This is a genomic window from Amycolatopsis sp. 195334CR (genome assembly GCF_017309385.1).
Taxonomy (GTDB): Bacteria; Actinomycetota; Actinomycetes; order Mycobacteriales; family Pseudonocardiaceae; genus Amycolatopsis.
Genome location: NZ_JAFJMJ010000001.1, coordinates 1 through 18,750, shown reverse-complemented (window position 1 = coordinate 18,750; position 18,750 = coordinate 1). Strand labels below are relative to the sequence as shown.

Sequence of the window (18,750 nt, the reverse complement as noted above, 5' to 3'; positions counted from 1 at the left end):
TCACCACAGCCCGCGGGCCCTCGCCAGCCTGCCGACGGTCAGCGCGATCCGCAGCACCAGCGCGTCCCTCGGGTCGGCGGCGTGGCGGCCGGTCAGCTCGGCGGCCCGGCGCAGGCGGTACCGGACGGTGTTGGGGTGCACGAACAGCGTCCGCGCGCAGATCTCCAGCACGCCGCCGCTTTCCAGGTAGGTCTCCACCGTCTGGAGCAGGGAGGTGCCCGCTTCCTCCAGCGGTCGCGCGATTTCCTCGATCAGCTGCCGCTCGGCCTCAGGATCCCCGGCCAGCGCGCGTTCGGGCAGCAGCTCCCAGGCCCGGACCGGACGTGGCGCGCCCGGCCAGCCGACCACCGCGCGCAGGCCGGACAGCGCTTCGGCGGCGCTGGTGTGCGCCTCGGCCAGGCTCGGCACGGTCGGCCCGGCGACCACCGGGCCCTCGGCGAAGGCGGTGGCCAGCTTGGTCAGCACCTCGCGTTCCTTGGTGCCGCCCTCGGTCGCCCCGGCCACCACCACGACCAGCCGGGACCCCTGCACGCTCAGCAGCACCGGGCGGCCGATCCGGGCGGCGCGGCTGCGCACGTCGAACACCACCGCGGGCGGGTCGTCCGAGGCCGGGGTGCCGACCAGCACGGTCGCCTCGGCGGTCTGCTCCCAGCCCAGCGCCGAGGCCCGCGAGAGCACCGATTCCTCGGCGTCCCCACGGACGATGCCGTCGACCACCAGCGCTTCCAGCCGGGCGTCCCACGCGCCGCGAGCCTCGGCCGCGGCGGCGTAGGAGTTGGCCGCGGCGAAGGCGATCTCCCTGCCGTAGCGGAGGATCGCCTCGGTCAGCGCCGCGCGCTCGCGGTCGTCGGCGGCGAACTCGGGCAGCTGCTCCTCGAACACCTCGATCGCCAGCCGCACCAGCCCGACCGCCTGCCGCAGGCTCAGCCAGCGCGACAGCTCGGCCGGGGCACCGCGGAAGGCGTCGGTGGTGAACTTCAGCGCCTCCTGCGAATCCCGCAGCCAGCCGACGAACCCGGCCACCCCGGACTGGGTGATCAGCAGCACACTGGCCCGCTGGTCGGCCGACATCCGGCCGAACCACGGCAGGCGCTCCTCCATCGCGGCGACGCTGGCCGCGGCCAGCCTGCCCGACGCGCGCTCGAGCCGGCGCAGCGTCTTGGCGGACAGGCCGTGCCGCTTCTCGACCTGGCGGCGGGGCGGCGGTGGACTTGGCGCGGTCATGGTGCCCAGATCGTAGTTCAGGAGTCGTCTCCATCGTCCGAAGTGGACTTCGGCGGACGGCCCCGCTTGCGCATCCGGCCCGCGTTGCCCGGCAGGCGACCGGCGTCGGCCAGGGCCTGCCGGAGCAGGAACTCGATCTGCGCGTTGGTGCTGCGCAGCTCGTCCCCCGCCCAGCGGGCGATGGCGTCGTGCACGGCGGGGTCGAGCCGGAGCAGGACCTTCTTGCGCTCGGTCACGGTGGCCTACTGGTAGAGGGTCCCGGCGTTGACCACCGGCTGGGTGTCGCGGTCGCCGACCAGCACCACCAGCAGATTGCTCACCATCGCCGCCTTGCGCTCCTCGTCCAGTTCCACCACGTCGTGCGCGGCGAGCCGGTCGAGCGCCATCTCGACCATGCCGACCGCGCCCTCCACGATGCGCTGCCTGGCCGCCACCACCGCGCCCGCCTGCTGCCGCCGCAGCATGGCCTGCGCGATCTCCGGGGCGTAGGCCAGGTGCGTGATCCGCGATTCGATCACGGTCACCCCGGCCGAGGCCACCCTGGCGCCGATCTCGGCCGAGAGCTTCTCGGTGATCTCGTCGGCGTTGTCCCGCAGCGACAGGGTGTCCTCGCCGTGCGTGTCGTACGGGTAGTTGTTGGCGATGTGCCGGATCGCGGTCTCGGTCTGGATCGCGACGAACTCGACGAAGTCGTCCACCTCGAACATCGCCTGCGCGGTGTCGGCCACCTGCCACACCACCACCGCGGCGATCTCGATCGGGTTGCCGTCGGCGTCGTTGACCTTGGCCACCGCGGTCTCGTGGTTGCGGATCCGGGTGGACACGCGGTGCCGTTCGGTGAACGGGTTGACCCACTGCAGGCCGTCGGTGCGCAGGGTGCCGGTGTAGCGGCCGAGGAACTGGATCACCCGCGCCTCACCGGGCGCGACCGGGGTCAGGCCGAGGCCGAGCACCCCGCAGGTCAGCACCAGCACCCCGCCCAGCACCAGCATGGCCACCCCGGCGCCGGTGCTGCCCTCGATCGCCTGCGGCAGGCCGAAGCTGATCAGCGCGAGTCCGCCCAGCACGCCCGCCGCGGACACCGCGAACATCGTGTAACCGTTCACCGCGCGCACCACGCGCTCCCGCGTCTGCGGGACCGGCATCTCCACCTGCTCCAGTACTTCGCTGGTCATCGTCGTCCTCCCACCACCCTCGGGGGCTTGTGCCCTCGGCCGTAGCCTAGCATAGTGATATCACTTTAATAGCTGACCGGCAGGGGTGAGGGCATGGCGACGACGCGGTGGGCCGTGGTGGGCAACGCGGTGCTGGTCGTGCTGGCCCTCTGCGCGGTGACGGTGGTGAAACTGGCGCTGGCCGAGCCGGGTGGGCCGGGGCTGGTGTTGCGCGTGGTGACCGAACTGGCACTGACCGCGGCACCGCGCTGAGCGACGGCGAATGACGCTGGGTGGCCGGTTGGCGACCTGCGAAAGAAAAAGGTGAAAAATACTCGAGGCCGCCCGGCGCTTGCGTTTTTCGCTGCGCCGAGCGGCCTCGTCTCCCCGGTCCCCACCGGTAGTTCAACTATGGCCTGAGATTTCTGCTCGCGCCACCTGTCTCACCCGATCGTGCGCCTGCCGAGTTGCCGCGGCCTGGCCGGTGTTCAAGGCTTGCCGAAAGCGAAGTTTCGCGTACGAGCGAGGAGGACACTATGGGCGATCAGCTCAAAGACGGGCTGGGGCAGGCGTGGAACCTGGTGGCCACGTTCGTCCCGAAATTGGTCGGTTTCCTGATCATCCTGCTGATCGGCTGGCTGATCGCCAAAGCCGTGTCGAAAGGGCTCAGCCTGGTGCTGAGCAAGCTCGGTTTCGCCAAACTCGTCGAGAAAACCGGACTTTCCGGGATGCTCAAACAATCCAATGTCGACGCCATCGGCATCATCGCGAAGCTGGTGTACTACTTCATTCTGCTCATCGCGCTGCAGCTGGCGTTCGGCGTATTCGGTGAGTCCAACCCGGTGAGCCAGCTGCTCAACGACGTGATCGCGTTCCTGCCGCGGATCGCGGTGGCGATCGTGCTGCTGATCGTGGCCGCGGCGATCGGCAAGGTGGTGCGCGACCTGATCACCGGCGCGCTGTCCGGCCGCCCGGCCGGCGGGCTGATCGGCAACATCGCCTACTACCTGATCCTGGCCTTCGGCGTGATCGCGGCGCTGAACCAGATCAACATCGCCACCACGGTGACCACGCCGGTGCTGGTGACCGTGCTGGCCACCATCGGCGGCGTGATCGTGGTGGGCATCGGCGGCGGCCTGATCAAGCCGTCGCAGCAGCGCTGGGAGGGCTGGCTGACCAGCCTGCAGGGCCAGCTCGGCAGCGGGAGTGGCGGCGGCACCGCGACCGCCGAAGGCACCAACGGCCTGCACTCGCGGACCGGCCGCGTCGGTTCGCGGACCACCGCGACCGACGCTCCGACACCGCCGGCCGGCATCGCCCGCCCGGAGCGCTGACCCGCCCGGCTCCGTCCCGGCTGCAGTGAATGTGGCTTTCACAGCGTCTGACGCTGTGAAAGCCACATTCACTGCGTTCAGGGGTTCTCCCAGCGTGCGGGAAGGTGTCTGTCCGCTCACAGTTCACTGGGGAATGCCGGGCGGAGGGAGCATGTTGGGTGCGGTGACGGGAAGGAGCACGGGGTGGACTTCTTGCTGAACCACGGGCTGACCGTTTTCGGCCAGTGGGTCTCCATCGCCGAACTGGTCGGTCAGCTGTGCGCGCTCGCGGTGGTGTTCCTCGCCCAGCGCCGCACGCTCTGGACCTGGCCGGTGCAGGTCGGGGCCACCGTGCTGCTGTTCACCGTCTACCTGTCCGCCCACCTCGGCGGGCTGGCCAGCAGGCAGGTGGCGATCCTGGCGATCTCCGTCTACGGCTGGTGGGCCTGGACCCGGCGCCGCGATCCGGTCTACGGCGTGGTGGTGCGCAAGGGCAGCCCGGTCGAACGGCTGGTGCTGCTCGGCGCGTTCGCCGCCGGGACCGCCGCGATGGCGCTGACGCTCGACCTGCTCGACGCCTCGTGGGCGCCGTGGCCGGACGCCGCCATCTTCATCGGCACCCTGGTCGCCTTCGCCGCGCAGGGCCTCGGCCTGGTCGAGTTCTGGCTGGTCTGGCTGCTGGTCGACGCGATCGGCGTGCCGCTGCAGATCGCCTCCGGGCTGTGGTTCTCCGCCGCGGTCTACCTGGTCTTCGCGGTGCTGGTGGTGCACGGCTGGTGGAGCTGGAACCGGACCGCCAAGCAGGTGCTCGCGGACCGGGTCACGGCAGCATCCAGCTGAGGAAGCTGGCCTGCCCGGCCACGATCAGGCACATCACCAGCAGCAGCCCGATGCTCCACGGCAGCACCTTGCGCAGCAGGTTGCCCTCCTGACCGTTGAGCTGGGCCGCGGCGCAGGCGATGGTCAGGTTCTGCGGCGAGATCATCTTGCCCAGCACGCCGCCGGAGCTGTTCGCCGAGGCCAGCAGGTCGGGGGAGAAGCCCGCCTGGTTCGCCGCGGTCACCTGCAGGGCGCCGAACAGGGCGTTCGCCGAGGTGTCCGAGCCGGACACGGCCACGCCGAACCAGCCGAGGATGGGGGAGAGGAAGGCCAGCGCGCCGCCCGCCCCGGCGATCAGGTTGCCGATGGTGGTGGTCTGCCCGGACAGGTTCATCACGTAGGCCAGTGCGAGCACGCTGGTCACGGTCAGGATGGCGAACCGCAGTTCGTGCACGGTCGCGCCCCATTCGCGGGCGGTGTCGCGCCACTTCACCTTGAGCACCACCGCGGTGATCAGCCCGGCGAGCAGCACCAGCGTGCCGCCGGTGTTCAGCAGCGGCAGGCTGAAGGTGTTGCCGGAGACCGGTTTGCCGTTCGCCGCGGCCACGTCCAGGAAGGGCCAGTCGAACTTCCAGGTGGCCGAGTCGAGCAGCTTCTTCACCGGCGGCAGCTGGCCGATCGAGAAGATCGCGATGATCAGCAGGTAGGGCGCGTAGGCCTTGACCACGTCGGCGCGTTCGTCGCGGCCGTCGAAGGATTCCGTGGCCGAACCGGTGAGCACGGACGCCTTCACCTCGGCCCGCGCGGGCTTGCGCGCCGACGGCACCAGCATCACCGCGGCCACCCCGGCGAGCGCGGCGCCGATGTCGGCCAGCTGCGCCGAGACGTAGTTCGAGGCGAGGAACTGCACGAACCCGAAGGCGAGCCCGCAGGTCAGCGCCGGGGCCCAGGTCTCACGCAGGCCGCGCTTGCCGTCCACGATCAGCACCAGCAGCAGCGGCACCACGACGGCGAGCAGCGGGGTCTGGCGCCCGACGATGGACGAGACGCTTTCCAGCGGCAGGCCGGTGACCTGGGCGAGGGTGACCACCGGGGTGCCCATCGCGCCGAACGCGACCGGGGCGGTGTTGGCCACCAGCGCCACGATCGCCGCCTTCACCGGCGCGAAGCCGAGCGCCACCAGCATCACCGTGGAGATGGCCACCGGCGCGCCGAACCCGGCGAGCGCCTCCATCAGCCCGCCGAAGCAGAAGGCGATGATCAGCGCCTGGATGCGGGGGTCGTCGGAGATCCGGCCGAACGAGCGGCGCAGCACGTCGAAGTGGCCGGTGCGCACGGTCAGCCGGTAGATCCACAGCGCGTTGACCACGATCCAGAGGATCGGGAAGAGGCCGAACGCGGCGCCCTGCACGGCGCCGGAGACGGTCTGGCCGACCGGCATGCCGAAGACGATGATCGCGACCAGCGCGGCGACCGCGAGCCCGATCAGGCCGGCCAGGTGCGCCTTCAGCCGGACCGCGCCGAGCAGCACCAGCACGGTCGCCAGCGGGAGCGCGGCGACGAGGGCGGACAGGCCGAGTGAGCCGAGCGGGGCGAGTTCCTGGACGAACACCTCGGACCTCTTTCCACGAGTTCAGCACGGATTCCGCATCGTGAAAGCAGACTTTCGCCAACTGGCCGAGATCCTGGTCACCTTTTCCCGTCCGCGTCAAGCCCCGCGTTCCACCGGACGGACCGGCGATCAGCCCCCCCGGGCACGCCGACGGATGCGGTGAATGTGGCTTTCACAGCGGAATCGGCTGTGAAAGCCACATTCACCGCACTCGGGCCGCGGCGGCGGGGTGCGCGTCAGCGGATTCGGGCGTGGCTGCTGGTCAGCTCGTCCAGGGAGCGCACACCGAGCAGGCGCATGGTGCGCACGATCTCCGTCCGCAGGATCTCGTAGGCCCGCTGCACCCCGCGTTCCCCGCCGGCCATCAGCCCGTACAGGTACGCGCGCCCGACCAGGCAGGCGTCGGCGCCGTTCGCGATGGCGGCGATGATGTCCGCGCCGGAGAGGATACCGCCGTCCAGCCACACCTCGCCGTTGCCCTCGACCGCCTGCAGCACCTGCGGCAGCAGCTCGAGCGGCGTCGGCGCGCGGTCGAGCTGGCGGCCGCCGTGGTTCGACACGATCACCGCGTCCGCGCCCAGCTTGATCACCTCGCGCGCGTCCGCCGGGTTCTGGATGCCCTTGATCACCAGCTTCCCCGGCCACAGCTCGCGCAGCCAGCTCAGGTCGTCGAAGTTCAGCGCCGGGTCGAACAGCGTGTTCAGCAGTTCCGCGACGGTGCCGTTCCACGAGGTCAGCGAGGCGAAGGTGAGCGGCTCGGTGGTGAGCAGGTTGAACCACCACGCCGGGTGCATGGCGCCGTCGGCGAAGGTCTTCAGGGTGAGCGCGGGCGGGATGGTCAGCCCGTTGCGCACGTCGCGCATGCGCGCCCCGCCGACCGGCACGTCCACGGTCAGCAGCAGCGTGTCGTACCCGCACTCCCCGGCGCGCTGCACCAGGTCCTTGCCCGCCTCGCGGTCGCGCCAGACGTAGAGCTGGAACCACTTCCGAGCGTCCGGCGCCGCTTCGGCGACCGCCTCGATCGACGTGGTGCCCATGGTCGAGAGCGCGTACGGGATGCCCGCCCGCTCGGCGACGCGCGCCACCGCTGGCTCGCCCTCGTGGTTCATCATCCGCGTGAACCCGGTGGGCGCGAAGGCGAACGGCATCGCCGACCGCCGGCCGAGGATCTCCTTCGAAGTGTCCACTTCGGACACGTCACGCAGCACGTGCGGCTGGAACTCCACCCGCCGGAACGCCTGCCGTGCGCGGAGCAGGCTGTCCTCCAGCTCGGCCGCGCCGTCGGTGTAGTCGAACACCGCCCGCGGGCTCCGCCGGCGCGCGATGGTCCGCAGGTCGGCGATGGTGTGCGCGTTCGCCAGCCTGCGCTCGGTCGGGTTCAGCACGAACGGCTTGGGGCGCAGGATCTCGGCGAGTTCCGCGGGCCGGGGCAGGCGGCGCTTGGTCACGCGATCATCTCCCTTTTCGAGCAAACGGGCCCCGGCAGACATCAGATGTCTGCCGGGGCCCTTTGTAGCACCTTCGCTCAGGCGTTCCCAGAGTCCGAGGTCTGCGGACCGGCCGCGGTGACGTCGTCGATGCGGTACTTGCGCGCCGCCTCGCCAGCCTTGGCCTTGTCCACCTTGCCCTGCTTGGCCAGCGCGGTCAGCACACCGACCACGATCGACTCGGCGTCCACCAGGAAGTGGCGCCGGGCGGCGGGCCGGGTGTCGGAGAAACCGAACCCGTCGGTGCCCAGGGTCAGCATGTCGCCGGGGACCCACGGGCGGATCAGGTCCGGCACCGACCGCATCCAGTCGGACACCGCGACCACCGGGCCCGTCGCGTCCTGCAGCGCCCGCGTGACGTACGGCACGCGCGGCGAGTCGGCCGGGTGGAGCAGGTTGTCCCGGTCGGCCTCCACCGCCTCGCGGCGCAGCTCGGTCCACGAGGTGGCCGACCACACCGCGGCCCGCACGCCCCACTCCTCGGCGAGCATGGCCTGCGCCTTGAGCGCGTCCGGCATGGTCACGCCGGAGACCAGGATCTGCGCCTCCGGACCGTCGCCCGACGGCGCGTCGGCGTACTTGTACAGGCCCTTGAGCAGCCCGTCCACATCGAGGTTCTCCGGCTCGGCGGGCTGCTGGTACGGCTCGTTGTAGATGGTGATGTAGTAGAAGATGTTCTCGCCGTTGCCGTCCGGACCGGCCTCGCCGTACATCCGGCGGAGCCCGTCCTTGACGATGTGGGCGATCTCGAACGAGTAAGCCGGGTCGTAGGCGACCACGGCGGGGTTCGTCGAGGCGAGCAGCAGCGAGTGCCCGTCGGCGTGCTGCAGGCCCTCACCGGTCAGCGTGGTGCGACCGGCGGTGGCGCCGAGCACGAACCCGCGGGTCATCTGGTCGGCCGCCGCGTACAGCCCGTCGCCGGTCCGCTGGAACCCGAACATCGAGTAGAAGATGTAGATCGGGATCATCGGCTCGCCGTGCGTGGCGTACGAGGTGCCCACCGCGGTGAACGAGGCCGTCGAGCCCGCCTCGTTGATGCCCTCGTGCAGCAGCTGGCCCTGCTCGGACTCCTTGTACGCCAGCATCAGCTTGGCGTCGACCGAGGTGTAGGTCTGCCCGTGCGGGTTGTAGATCTTGGCCGTCGGGAACATCGAGTCGAGGCCGAAGGTGCGGGCCTCGTCCGGGATGATCGGCACGATCCGCTTGCCGATCTCGCCGTCCTTGGCCAGCTCGCGGATCAGCCGGACGATGGCCATCGTGGTGGCCACCTCCTGCTTGCCCGAGCCCTTGCGGATGCCCTCGTAGACCTTGTCGCCGGGCAGCACCAGCGCCTTCGCCTTGGCGCCGCGGCGCTCCGGAAGGAAGCCGCCGAGCGTGCGCCGCCTGCTGAGCAGGTACTCGATCTCCGGCGAGTCCTCGCCGGGGTGGTAGTACGGCGGCAGCTTCGGGTCGCGCTCGAGCTCCTCGTCGCTGATCGGGATGCGCTGCGAGTCGCGGAAGAGCTTGAGGTCGTCCAGGGTGAGCTTCTTCATCTGGTGCGTGGCGTTGCGGCCCTCGAACGCCGGGCCGAGGCCGTAGCCCTTGATGGTGTGCGCCAGGATCACCGTCGGCTGGCCGTGGTGCTCCAGCGAGGCCTTGTACGCCGCGTAGACCTTGCGGTAGTCGTGCCCACCGCGCTTGAGGTTCCAGATGTCGGCGTCGGAGAGGTCCTTGACCAGCTCCTTCGTCCGCGGGTCGCGGCCGAAGAAGTGCTCGCGGACGAACGCGCCGTCGTTGGCCTTGTAGGTCTGGAAGTCACCGTCGGGCGTGGTGTTCATCAGGTTGATCAGCGCGCCGTCGCGGTCGCCGTGCAGCAGGCCGTCCCACTCGCGGCCCCAGATGACCTTGATCACGTTCCAGCCGGCACCGCGGAAGTACGACTCCAGCTCCTGGATGATCTTGCCGTTCCCGCGCACCGGCCCGTCCAGGCGCTGCAGGTTGCAGTTGATCACGAAGGTCAGGTTGTCCAGGCCCTCGCCCGCGGCCACGTGGATCAGCCCGCGCGACTCCGGCTCGTCCATCTCGCCGTCGCCGAGGAAGGCCCAGACGTGCTGGTCGCTGGTGTCCTTGATACCGCGGTCGCGCAGGTACCGGTTGAACCGGGCCTGGTAGATCGCGTTCATCGGGCCGAGGCCCATGGACACCGTCGGGTTCTCCCAGAAGTCCGGCATCAGCCGCGGGTGCGGGTACGACGGCAGGCCGCCGCCCTCGCCGGCGTGCGAGAACTCCTGGCGGAAGCCGTCGAGCTGCTGCTCGGTCAGCCTGCCCTCGAGGAACGCGCGCGCGTAGATGCCGGGGGAGGCGTGGCCCTGGATGAAGATCTGGTCGCCGCCACCGGAGTGGTCCTTGCCGCGGAAGAAGTGGTTGAAGCCCACCTCGTAGAGCGCGGCGGAGGAGGCGTAGGTGGAGATGTGCCCGCCGACACCCACCCCCGGCCGCTGCGCGCGGTGCACCATGATCGCCGCGTTCCACCGGATGTAGGCCCGGTAGCGCCGCTCGAGCTCCTCGTCGCCGGGGAACCACGGCTCGTTCTCGGTGGGGATGGTGTTGACGTAGTCCGTGGCCGTCAGCGGGGGTACGCCGATGTTGCGCTCACGAGCGCGCTCCAGCACCCGGAGCATCAGGTACCGGGCGCGCTGCTGGCCGCCCCTGGCCAGTGCCGCGTCGAAGGAGTCCAGCCATTCGGCGGTCTCCTCCGGGTCGATGTCGGGCAGGTGCGCGGCCAGACCGTCACGAATGACGCGGACCCGCGCCGGGGCCTCCTGACCGGAAGCGTTGCCGCGCCCGGCCTCGTTGCTTGGGGGGGCCAAGGGTTCTCCTCGCCGTACTTGTTTCCGCTGTTGCCTAGTCCATGGCCGGCGCGTCTTGGTTCCGCCGCTGGTGCCATCGTCGTCGCTCGCGCTGCTCGCGTCACTGCTACTGAGCGGTAACGTCCGCGGACCCGTTCCCGGCGCCTCCGGCCTGCGGGTGTATCGCGCGCGCGACTGTTACCCACCCTAGGGCAGCCCGGTCGAGCGCGTGCGGGCGCGGCGCCCTACGGTGGCCCCGCGCGGGGGCTTGACGGCCGTACGCTGGGGCACGAGTTGAGCGAAGATCCGGTGTGGACGGTTGCGCGGACAGCCTCGCCAGTGTTCGCTAACCCCATTCATGTCGGACGTGCGGCCGGAACCGGCCGGACGAGAAGCTAGCTGGAGGAGTTGAGTCGTGGTCGCCGCGGGAGACGCTGGGCAGAACAGCGTCGCCGAGAGGCTTGGGGTCAAGCCGGACATGGTGGTCCAGGAGATCGGCTGGGACGAGGACGTCGACGACGACCTTCGTGCGGCGATCGAGGAGCAGATCGGCGGGGAGATCCTCGACGAGGACGCCCAGGAGGTCATCGATGTGGTGCTGCTGTGGTGGCGCGAGGACGACGGTGACCTCGGCGACACGTTGATCGAGGTCAGGCAGCCGCTGAGCGATGACGGGGTGATCTGGGTGCTGACGCCGAAGACCGGTCAGCCCGGCCACGTCGAACCCAGCGAGGTCGCCGAGGTGGTGCCCGCGGTGGGGCTGTCGCAGACCTCCAACATCAGCGTCGGCCCCGGCTGGTCGGGTACCCGCCTGGTACCGCGGTCCAAGTAGCCCCGCCGGTGCCCCCGCCGGCCCGGCCGTTCGCACGATAGGGTTGCGGCGGCAGGTGCCGGTATTTGTCGAGCAGTGGGAGAGGAAGCTGGTATGGCGGTCGAGGTCGGTTCGAAGGCCCCGGACTTCACGCTCAACGACTACAACAAGCAGGCGGTCACGCTGTCGTCGTTCCAGGGGGAGAAGCCGGTGCTGCTGGTCTTCTACCCGTTCGCGTTCAGCGGGATCTGCCAGGGTGAGCTGTGCCAGATCCGGGACGAGTTCGCCGAGTACGACGGCAAGGGCGTGCAGGTGATCGGCGTGTCCGTGGACACCCCGTTCTCCCTCAAGGCCTGGGCCGAGCAGCAGGGTTACCAGTTCCCGCTGCTGTCGGACTTCTGGCCGCACGGTGAGGTCGCCAAGACCTATGGCGTGTTCAACGAGGCGGCCGGCCTGGCCAACCGCGGTACCTTCCTGATCGACAGCACCGGCGTGGTGCGGTTCGCCGAGATCAACCAGCCCGGCGAGGCGCGCGACCAGGGCGCGTGGAAGAAGGCCGTGGCGGAACTGGCCTGACACAGGCTTCCGGCGGCACCCCGTGCTTCGCGGCGGGGTGCCGCCGACCGGGCGCATAGCTCAGCGGGAGAGCACTCGGTTTACACCCGAGCGGTCGCAGGTTCGAATCCTGCTGCGCCCACTCTGTTCGGTTGCCTTCGGCACGCTCCCGGTGCCCTCGTTTATCCGCGGAAGGCGTCCGCGCGGTCGATGGCCCATTGGCGGAATGACAAGGGCGCCTTCCCGGTGATCCGTTCGACTTCCTGGTTCACCGGTTCCGGATTGGTGACCATCTCAGCCCAGGCCTCCAAAGCACCGTCGGCGAAGGCCGGGTCCCAGCCGGAAGCCAGCAGTTTCTCCCGCGCGGCATCGACCGGCAGTTCTTCGAAGCGCAACGGGCGGCCCAGCGCCTCCCCGATCAACCGGACCTGTTCCGCCTGCGTGATCGATTCCGGCCCGGTGAAGGAGTACACCTGCCCCGCGTGCCCGTCGTCGAGCAGGGCGCGGGCGGCCACCGCGGCGATGTCGTGCTCGTGGATCAGCGACCGCCTGGCCTCGGCGAACGGCCAGCGCACCACATCACCGGCGAGGATCTGGTCCGTCCAGATCCGGGCGTTCGCCGCGAACCCCGACGGCCGCAGGAAGGTCCACTCCGGCACCGCCGCCTCGATCGCCCGCTCCACCTCGGCGTGGAACGGCACGCCGTCCGCCGACAGGTAGACCACCCGCTTGGCCAGCCGTGACACCACGTCCGGCGCGAGCGTGGTGTCGAAACTCGGCCACACCAGGAACACGGCGTCGACGCCGGTCGTGTCGATGCTCGCCGGGTCGGTCAGGTCGCCGATGACCTGCTCGACCCCGTCCGGCAGCGAAGCGGGCTTGCGCACCAGCGCACGGACACGCACGCCCTCGGCGAGCAGCAGCGGCAGCAGTGCACCGCCGACGTTTCCGGTGGCACCGGTCACCAGCACGGTCTTCGACATGGGATTTCCTTTCGTCGGGCCAACTACCGCCAACGCTAAAAGTTGAACGAAGGTTTAAGTCAACGCCGCCGGGTTGCGAGCCGGCTCACCATGACCTATGCATGAGTTATGAATAGATCCCGCGTGGCCAATCTGCTCGGCGCCGGCGCACTGGCCGTGGCCGAACGCGTCAGCGGCGAAGCGGCCCGCGCGGCCGGGGTGAGCGCGAGCGGCGCGGCCGCGTTGTCCACGCTGCTGGTCGAACCCGGCATCGGCGTCACCGAACTCGGCGCGCGCATCGGCCTCAGCCAGCCCGCCGCCGCCCGCATGCTCGACACGCTGCTCGCCGCCGGGCTGGTCGAGCGGCACCACCCCGGTGGCAGGGGCGTCCGCCTGACGCTGACCGCGACCGGCCGCGCCCGGGCGGAAGAACTGCTCGAAGCCCGCAGCCGCGTCCTGCTGGACTTGCTCGAACCGCTGACCGACGAGCAGGTGCAAGCGTTCGCGCCCGCGCTGGAGGTACTGCTCGCCGGGCTCGTCGAACACCGCAGCTCCGAGTACGTGCTGTGCCGCCTGTGCGATCGGCAGGTGTGCGCGCGGTGTCCGGTGGGGGAGGAGTGCCGCCGCCGTGGGTGAACTGCTCGCGCTGACCTCCGCGCTCTGCTTCGGCATCACGCATTTCGCGAACGGCCTGCTCTCGCGAACGAAACCGGGCATGACCGTCTCGCTCCACGCCCAGCTCGGCGGCACCGCGGTGGCCGTCCCGGTCGCCTTCTTCGCGGGCGGGAGCGGCGACGGGCTCGGCTGGGGCGCGCTCTCCGGGATCGGTACCGGCGTCGGCGTCGCTTTCCTGTACCGCGCGATCGGACGCGGCGCGATGAGCGTGGTGGTACCGATCAGCGACCTCGGCGCGGTCGCCATCCCGGTGCTCGCGGGCGTGGTCCTGCTCGGCGAACGGTTCTCGCTGACGGCCGGGGCGGGCGTCGTCTGCGCGCTCGTCGCGGTGTGGCTGGTTTCCCGCACCGGACCGGCGGAACGGGGGATTCCGCCGGGGTTCCTCGACGCGGTCATCGCGGGAATCGGCTTCGCCGTGCAGTTCCTGGCGATGGCGCGGGTACCGGCGGACGCCGGGCTGTGGCCGATCGCGGTCAGCCGGATCAGCTCGGTCGTGGTGATCGCGGTCCTGCTGCTCGGCACGGGCCACACCCTGCGGATGCTGCCCCGGCCGGCGCTGCTCGCCGGTGCCGCGGGCGTGCTCGGCAGCGTCGCACTCCTGCTCTACTGGTACGCCACGCAACAGCAACTCGTCGCGATGGCGACCGTGCTGTCCGCGCTCTACCCGGCCATTCCGGTGGTGCTGGCGATGGTTTTCCTCGGCGAGCGCGTCAACCGGACGCAGACCGCGGGACTGCTCGGTGCCGTCGCCGCGATCGCGCTGATCACGCTGGGCTGACCCCGCGCGGGGTGGTGACCGTGTCCAGCTTCGCCCAGCCGGAACCGGCCTCGGCCCACGGGCGGTCGCCGGTCAGCACCGCGACGGTCGAGGTCTTCATCTCGACGGTGACGCCGGTGAGCAACGCCACCAGGTCCTCGAGGATCGGGTTGTGGCCGACGAGCAGCACCGTCTCGACGGCGGGGAGGTCGCGGATCACCTCGACCACGGTCTCGACCGGTTCGCCGTAGAGGCGTTCGTCGTGCCGCGTCTCCGGCTGCGCGGCGAGTTCGGTGGTGACCAGGTCCGCGGTGGTGCGGGCCCGGACGGCCGGGGAGCACACCACCACCTCGGGCGCCGGGCCGTTCTCCCGGATCCAGCGGCCGGCGGCGGGCGCGTCGCGCAGCCCGCGTTCGGCCAGCGGGCGGTCGAAGTCCGCGATCCCGTCGGGCCAAGCGGATTTCGCGTGCCGCATCACGATGAGTCGCATGGGCGCGAGCCTAATGCGCGGAAAGGTGTTCAAGCAGGACGGTGGCGAGCGCCTCCGGCGCCTCTTCGGGCACCCAGTGCGAAACGTCCTCGAACATTTCGAAGCGGTAGGCCGCGCTGACCCAGTTCTCCGTGTCCAGCGCGGCCGTCGAGCCGAACGCCACGTCCTCGGTGCTCCACACGTAGAGCGTCGGAACGCTGATCTTGCCGATCTTCCCGCCGGGACGGCCGGCGCGGTACCAGTTCAGCGCGGCGGTCAGCGCGCCCGGTTCGGACAGCCGCTGGACGTACTCCTCGACCCGGCTCGGCGGCACCTTCCACTCGAACATCCGGCGCAACGCCTCGGCGTTGTTGTCCAGCATCCGGCGCTCGGTGACGCGGGTCTGCCGCCATTCGGTCATGTACGCCGAGCGCAGGTGCTGGTCCTCATCGGTCTTCATGGCGGCCGCCAGCGCGGCGGGATGCGGGGTGGAGACCGCGCTCAGCGTGCGGAGGCGGTCCGGATGGGCGTCGGCGGTCCACCACGCGACGGCCGCACCCCAGTCGTGCCCGACCAGGTCGAACCGGCGCCAGCCCAGCGCTTCCGCCATCGCCAGCACGTCGCCGACCAGGTCGTCGATCGAGTACTCGCTGGCCTGCTCCGGCCGGACGCCGGGGGAGTAGCCGCGCTGGTCCGGCGCCACCGCGCGGAAACCGGCCGCCCCGAGCGCGCCCACCTGGTGCTCCCAGGTGAGCGACGCCTCGGGGAACCCGTGCAGCAGCAGGACCGGACGGCCATCGGGCGGCCCGGCCGCGATCGCGTCGAAGGATCCGGCCGGGGTCTCGATGCTGAACTGTTCGGTCACAGCCGCACCTTAATGGGCGACCGCGTCCTCGGCCGCGAGGCGCTGCGCGCCGCTTTCGGTCTTCAGCGGGATCTGCTTGATGAACACGGTGACCAGCACCGCGAGCACCGCGATCGGCGCGCCGATCAGGAAGATCTCGCTGGTGGCCGCGCCGTACGCGTCCCGGATCACCGCGGCGATCGGCTCGGGCAGGGTGGACAGGTCCGGCACCGAACCGTGCCCGCCGCCCTCACCGGAGCCCGCGCCCGCCGCCATCGGGCCGAGGCCCTCCGCGGTGAGCGTGGTCACCCGGTTCGCCAGCACCGCGCCCAGCGCGCTGACCCCGATCGAGCCGCCAAGGCTGCGGAAGAACGACAGCGTGGAGGTGGCCGTGCCGAGTTCGTGCGCGGGCACGTCGTTCTGCGCCACCAGCACCAGGTTCTGCATCAACATGCCGAGCCCGGCGCCGAGCACCAGCATGTACACGCTGAGCAGGAGCACCGAGGTGCCCGCGCCGATCGTGCCGAGCAGCAGCAGCCCGGCCACCATCAGCACACCACCGGTGAGCACGTACCGCTTCCACACCCCGGTCCGGCTGATCAGCTGACCGGACACGGTCGACGAGATGAGCAGGCCGAAGATCAGCGGCAGGCTCATCAGCCCGGCCTCGGTCGGCGTTTTGCCCAGCGACAGCTGGAAGTACTGCGACAGGAACACCGTGCCGGCGAACATCGCCATGCCGACCAGGAAGCTGGCCGTGGTGGTGAGCGCCACCGTCCGGTTGCGGAACAGGCTCAGCGGCACGATCGGCTCGGGCACCTTCGACTCGACGAAGACCGCCGCCGCCAGGATCGCCAGGCCACCGCCGACCATCGCCACCGTCCAGCCCGACCACCAGTCGAACTGGTTGCCCGCCAGCGAAGTCCACACCAGCAGCACGGACACCCCGGACATGATCAGCGCCGCGCCCAGGTAGTCGATCTTGACTTCCTTGCGCACGGTCGGCAGGTTCAGCGTGCGCTGCAGCAGCAGGATCGCCGCGATCGCCAGCGGCACCCCGAGGAAGAAGCACCAGCGCCAGCCCAGCCACGAGGTGTCCACCAGCACGCCGCCGATCAGCGGCCCGGCCACCGTGCCCACGGCGAACACCGCGCCGAAGATGCCCGAGTACTTGCCCAGCTCACGCGGCGAGACGATGAGCGCGAGGATGATCGGCGCCAGCGCGGTCAGGCCACCGGCCCCGATGCCCTGCGCGATCCGGCTCGCGATCAGCACCTCGATGCTCTGCGAGAACCCGGCGACCAGCGAACCCAGCACGAACAGCGCGAGGGAGAGCTGGACGAGCAGCTTCTTGTTGTACAGGTCGGCGAGCTTGCCCCACAGCGGAACGGTCGCGGTCATCGCGAGCAGCTCGGTGGTGACCACCCAGGTGTACGACGACTGGGAGCCGCCGAGTTCGGAAACGATCTTCGGCAGCGCGTTGGCCACCACCGTCGACGCCAGGATGGCGACGAACATGCCCATCAGCAGCCCGGAGAACGCCTCCAGGACCTGCTTTCTGCCCATGGAGTCCGACTCCACCGGCTCAGCGGTTACAGACACAAAACCCCCTTGGTTCGGTGCTTACGGCCGTCCTCGCGGACGGGAAATCAGTGCTTGCCGGGATCCGGCAGCCCGGCGGTGAGCACCGCGCAGGCCTGGTCGATGAACTCGGTGAGCGGCTCCTCGCCGCCGACGGCGTGCCAGCGGCGCACCGAGACCTGCATGGCGTTGGCCACCGCGCCGAAGAGCAGGCTGGGGAACAGGTCCTTCTCGGCGTCCTGCCCGGTGCGCTCGGCGATCGCGGCGACCAGCGCCCGGTTGGAGTCGGCCTGCGACGCCATCACCCGCGAGACCAGCGCCGGGTTGGCCTCGATCACCGACATCCGCGCCAGCCACTCCTCGCGGTCGGCCTCGACCAGCTCGATGTCCGGGCGGATCGCCGTGACCAGCGCCGCCAGCGCGGACAGGTGGGCGGGCATGGCCAGGAACCGCTCCACCGAGCGGCGGGTGCGCTCCTCGGTGTCCGGGTAGGGCATCAGCACCGCGTCCTCCTTGGACGCGAAGTAGTTGAAGAAGGTCCGCGGCGAGACCCCGGCTTCCCCCGCGATGTCCTCGACGGTGACGTGGTCGAGCCCGTGCGCGGCGGCGAGCCGGACCGCGGCGGCGGCCAGGGTGCGGTGCGTGGCGTGCTTCTTGCGCTCACGCAGGCCGGTGGGCTGGTTCATGCGACCAAGGTAGCAAGAATTTTGCAGAGCCTGCAAAGTTGCAGGATGTGAAACAGGTCTCCGCCGAGTGGGCCCTGACCAGGGCTCGAGTTCGCGGGCATGATGGTCGGGTGGAGGAATTCCTCGCCGCGTACGACGCGGTTCTGGGGCGTTGGCCGGTCGCGGTCCGCCGGGTGGACGTGGAGTCGGAGTTCGGGGTCACCCGCGTGCAGGTGTGCGGTCCGGCGGACGGCGCCCCGCTGGTGTTGCTGCACGGCGGGGGTGCGACCTCGGCGGCGTGGCTGGGGAACGTCGCCGAGCTGAGCCGGGAGCACCGGGTCTACGCGTTCGACCAGCTCGGCGGCCCTGGTCGGAGCATCCACAATGGACGACCGTTCCGCCGTCCCGGTGACCTGCTCGACTGGCTGGACTCGCTGTTCCGCCACTTCCGGCTCACCGGCGCGGGGGTGTGCGGGCACTCCTACGGCGGCTGGCTCGCGCTCTCGTACGCGCTGCGGGCACCCGCGCGCGTGGGGAAGCTGGCGCTGCTCGACCCGACGCAGTGCTTCGCCGGGTTCCGGCCGGGCTACCTGCTGCGCGCGCTGCCGTCACTGCTGCGGCCGTCGGCCAAGCGCGAGCGCGCCTTCCTCGAGTGGGAGCTGGGCGGGGCGCCGGTCGACCCGGAGTGGCTCGACCTGGTGTCGCTGGGCGCGGAGTTCCCGTCGACGAAGGTGGTCGCGGGCAGGCGGCCGTCGTCGGTCGCGTTGTCGATGCCGGTGTTGCTGGTGCTCGCCGGGAAGAGCCGGGCGCACGACGTGCGGCGGGTGGAGGCGAACGCGCGCGCCGCGGTCGGTTCGCTGGAGGTGCTGACCCTTCCCGAGGCGACGCACCACTCGCTGCCGCTCTGGCCCGCCGAGCCCCTCAACCGCGCGCTCACCGCCTTCTACCAGGCATGATCCAGTTAAGGGACCCCCCTTTTCAGGGCCTGTTCGGC

The 18,750-nt window shown here is 70.5% G+C and carries 19 protein-coding genes and 1 tRNA gene; 9 read left to right on the top strand and 11 right to left on the bottom strand.

The annotated features are described in order from the left end of the window. The 3 genes from JYK18_RS00100 to JYK18_RS00090 are packed head-to-tail and all read right to left on the bottom strand — an operon-like array spanning position 1 to position 2,399. Complete coding sequence (locus JYK18_RS00100) at positions 1–1,224, bottom strand: CdaR family transcriptional regulator (protein ID WP_206798913.1); 1,224 nt, start codon at positions 1,222–1,224, stop codon at positions 1–3. A 17-nt stretch (positions 1,225–1,241) separates the two neighbouring features. Further along, positions 1,242–1,460 (bottom strand): hypothetical protein, encoded by a 219-nt coding sequence (locus JYK18_RS00095; protein WP_206798911.1) that lies wholly within the window; start codon positions 1,458–1,460, stop codon positions 1,242–1,244. Positions 1,461–1,466: 6 nt separating this feature from the next. Continuing rightward, entirely contained in the window at positions 1,467–2,399 is a 933-nt protein-coding gene (locus JYK18_RS00090; protein WP_206798908.1) for an SPFH domain-containing protein, read from the bottom strand. Positions 2,400–2,492: 93 nt separating this feature from the next. Between JYK18_RS00090 and JYK18_RS00085 the strand changes: the two genes are divergently transcribed. The 3 genes from JYK18_RS00085 to JYK18_RS00075 all read left to right on the top strand — a co-directional run bounded on the left by JYK18_RS00085 (position 2,493) and on the right by JYK18_RS00075 (position 4,531). Beyond that, positions 2,493–2,651 carry a hypothetical protein gene (locus JYK18_RS00085; RefSeq protein WP_206798906.1) on the top strand — a complete coding sequence of 53 codons (159 nt, stop codon included), beginning with the start codon at positions 2,493–2,495 and terminating at the stop codon, positions 2,649–2,651. 263 nt (positions 2,652–2,914) lie between these two features. After that, positions 2,915–3,712: a hypothetical protein gene (locus JYK18_RS00080; RefSeq protein WP_206798903.1), complete on the top strand. Its 798-nt coding sequence runs from the start codon at positions 2,915–2,917 to the stop codon at positions 3,710–3,712. A 183-nt stretch (positions 3,713–3,895) separates the two neighbouring features. After that, on the top strand, positions 3,896–4,531 hold the full coding sequence (locus tag JYK18_RS00075) for a nicotinamide mononucleotide transporter family protein (protein ID WP_206798901.1): 636 nt from the start codon (positions 3,896–3,898) through the stop codon (positions 4,529–4,531). On the opposite strand, the gene JYK18_RS00070 is transcribed toward JYK18_RS00075, so the two are convergent. The 3 genes from JYK18_RS00070 to aceE all read right to left on the bottom strand — a co-directional run bounded on the left by JYK18_RS00070 (position 4,512) and on the right by aceE (position 10,458). Next, positions 4,512–6,122: an L-lactate permease gene (locus JYK18_RS00070; RefSeq protein ID WP_206798900.1), complete on the bottom strand. Its 1,611-nt coding sequence runs from the start codon at positions 6,120–6,122 to the stop codon at positions 4,512–4,514. The genes JYK18_RS00075 and JYK18_RS00070 overlap by 20 nt on opposite strands. 236 nt (positions 6,123–6,358) lie before the next feature. Next, positions 6,359–7,570: an alpha-hydroxy acid oxidase gene (locus JYK18_RS00065; RefSeq protein ID WP_307795724.1), complete on the bottom strand. Its 1,212-nt coding sequence runs from the start codon at positions 7,568–7,570 to the stop codon at positions 6,359–6,361. Between the two features lie 77 nt (positions 7,571–7,647). Next, positions 7,648–10,458 (bottom strand): pyruvate dehydrogenase (acetyl-transferring), homodimeric type, encoded by a 2,811-nt coding sequence (gene aceE / locus JYK18_RS00060; protein WP_206798896.1) that lies wholly within the window; start codon positions 10,456–10,458, stop codon positions 7,648–7,650. Between the two features lie 394 nt (positions 10,459–10,852). Here aceE and JYK18_RS00055 point away from each other — a divergent pair, with 394 nt between their 5' ends. The 3 genes from JYK18_RS00055 to JYK18_RS00045 all read left to right on the top strand — a co-directional run bounded on the left by JYK18_RS00055 (position 10,853) and on the right by JYK18_RS00045 (position 11,945). Then, positions 10,853–11,269, top strand: a complete 417-nt coding sequence (locus tag JYK18_RS00055; protein ID WP_206798894.1) for a DUF3052 domain-containing protein — start codon at positions 10,853–10,855, stop codon at positions 11,267–11,269. 93 nt (positions 11,270–11,362) lie between these two features. Then, positions 11,363–11,824 (top strand): peroxiredoxin, encoded by a 462-nt coding sequence (locus tag JYK18_RS00050; RefSeq protein ID WP_206798892.1) that lies wholly within the window; start codon positions 11,363–11,365, stop codon positions 11,822–11,824. Positions 11,825–11,873: 49 nt separating this feature from the next. Beyond that, a tRNA-Val gene (locus tag JYK18_RS00045) sits at positions 11,874–11,945 on the top strand. Between the two features lie 40 nt (positions 11,946–11,985). Here JYK18_RS00045 and JYK18_RS00040 read toward each other — a convergent pair. Next, entirely contained in the window at positions 11,986–12,786 is an 801-nt protein-coding gene (locus tag JYK18_RS00040) for an NAD(P)H-binding protein (protein ID WP_206798890.1), read from the bottom strand. Positions 12,787–12,894: 108 nt separating this feature from the next. Between JYK18_RS00040 and JYK18_RS00035 the strand changes: the two genes are divergently transcribed. Both JYK18_RS00035 and JYK18_RS00030 read left to right on the top strand, forming a co-directional pair. Next, positions 12,895–13,401, top strand: coding sequence for a MarR family transcriptional regulator (locus JYK18_RS00035; protein ID WP_206798888.1), 507 nt, complete (start codon positions 12,895–12,897; stop codon positions 13,399–13,401). Beyond that, the gene (locus JYK18_RS00030) at positions 13,394–14,218 is read left to right on the top strand and encodes an EamA family transporter (RefSeq protein ID WP_206798886.1); all 825 of its coding nucleotides are present in this window, start codon (positions 13,394–13,396) and stop codon (positions 14,216–14,218) included. Before JYK18_RS00035 ends, JYK18_RS00030 begins: the two co-directional genes overlap by 8 nt. On the opposite strand, the gene JYK18_RS00025 is transcribed toward JYK18_RS00030, so the two are convergent. The 4 genes from JYK18_RS00025 to JYK18_RS00010 form a co-directional block, all read right to left on the bottom strand. Then, a complete protein-coding gene (locus tag JYK18_RS00025) occupies positions 14,205–14,687 on the bottom strand; it encodes a histidine phosphatase family protein (RefSeq protein ID WP_206798884.1) in 483 nt (160 codons plus the stop codon). The two genes, JYK18_RS00030 and JYK18_RS00025, sit on opposite strands and share 14 nt — an antisense overlap. A 10-nt stretch (positions 14,688–14,697) precedes the next feature. Beyond that, complete coding sequence (locus JYK18_RS00020) at positions 14,698–15,531, bottom strand: alpha/beta fold hydrolase (protein WP_206798882.1); 834 nt, start codon at positions 15,529–15,531, stop codon at positions 14,698–14,700. A gap of 9 nt (positions 15,532–15,540) precedes the next feature. Next, positions 15,541–17,076 carry an MDR family MFS transporter gene (locus JYK18_RS00015; protein ID WP_206798881.1) on the bottom strand — a complete coding sequence of 512 codons (1,536 nt, stop codon included), beginning with the start codon at positions 17,074–17,076 and terminating at the stop codon, positions 15,541–15,543. A gap of 83 nt (positions 17,077–17,159) precedes the next feature. Beyond that, entirely contained in the window at positions 17,160–17,777 is a 618-nt protein-coding gene (locus tag JYK18_RS00010) for a TetR family transcriptional regulator (protein ID WP_206798880.1), read from the bottom strand. Between the two features lie 110 nt (positions 17,778–17,887). Here JYK18_RS00010 and JYK18_RS00005 point away from each other — a divergent pair, with 110 nt between their 5' ends. Continuing rightward, positions 17,888–18,712: an alpha/beta fold hydrolase gene (locus tag JYK18_RS00005; RefSeq protein ID WP_206798879.1), complete on the top strand. Its 825-nt coding sequence runs from the start codon at positions 17,888–17,890 to the stop codon at positions 18,710–18,712. Positions 18,713–18,750: the final 38 nt, after the last annotated feature.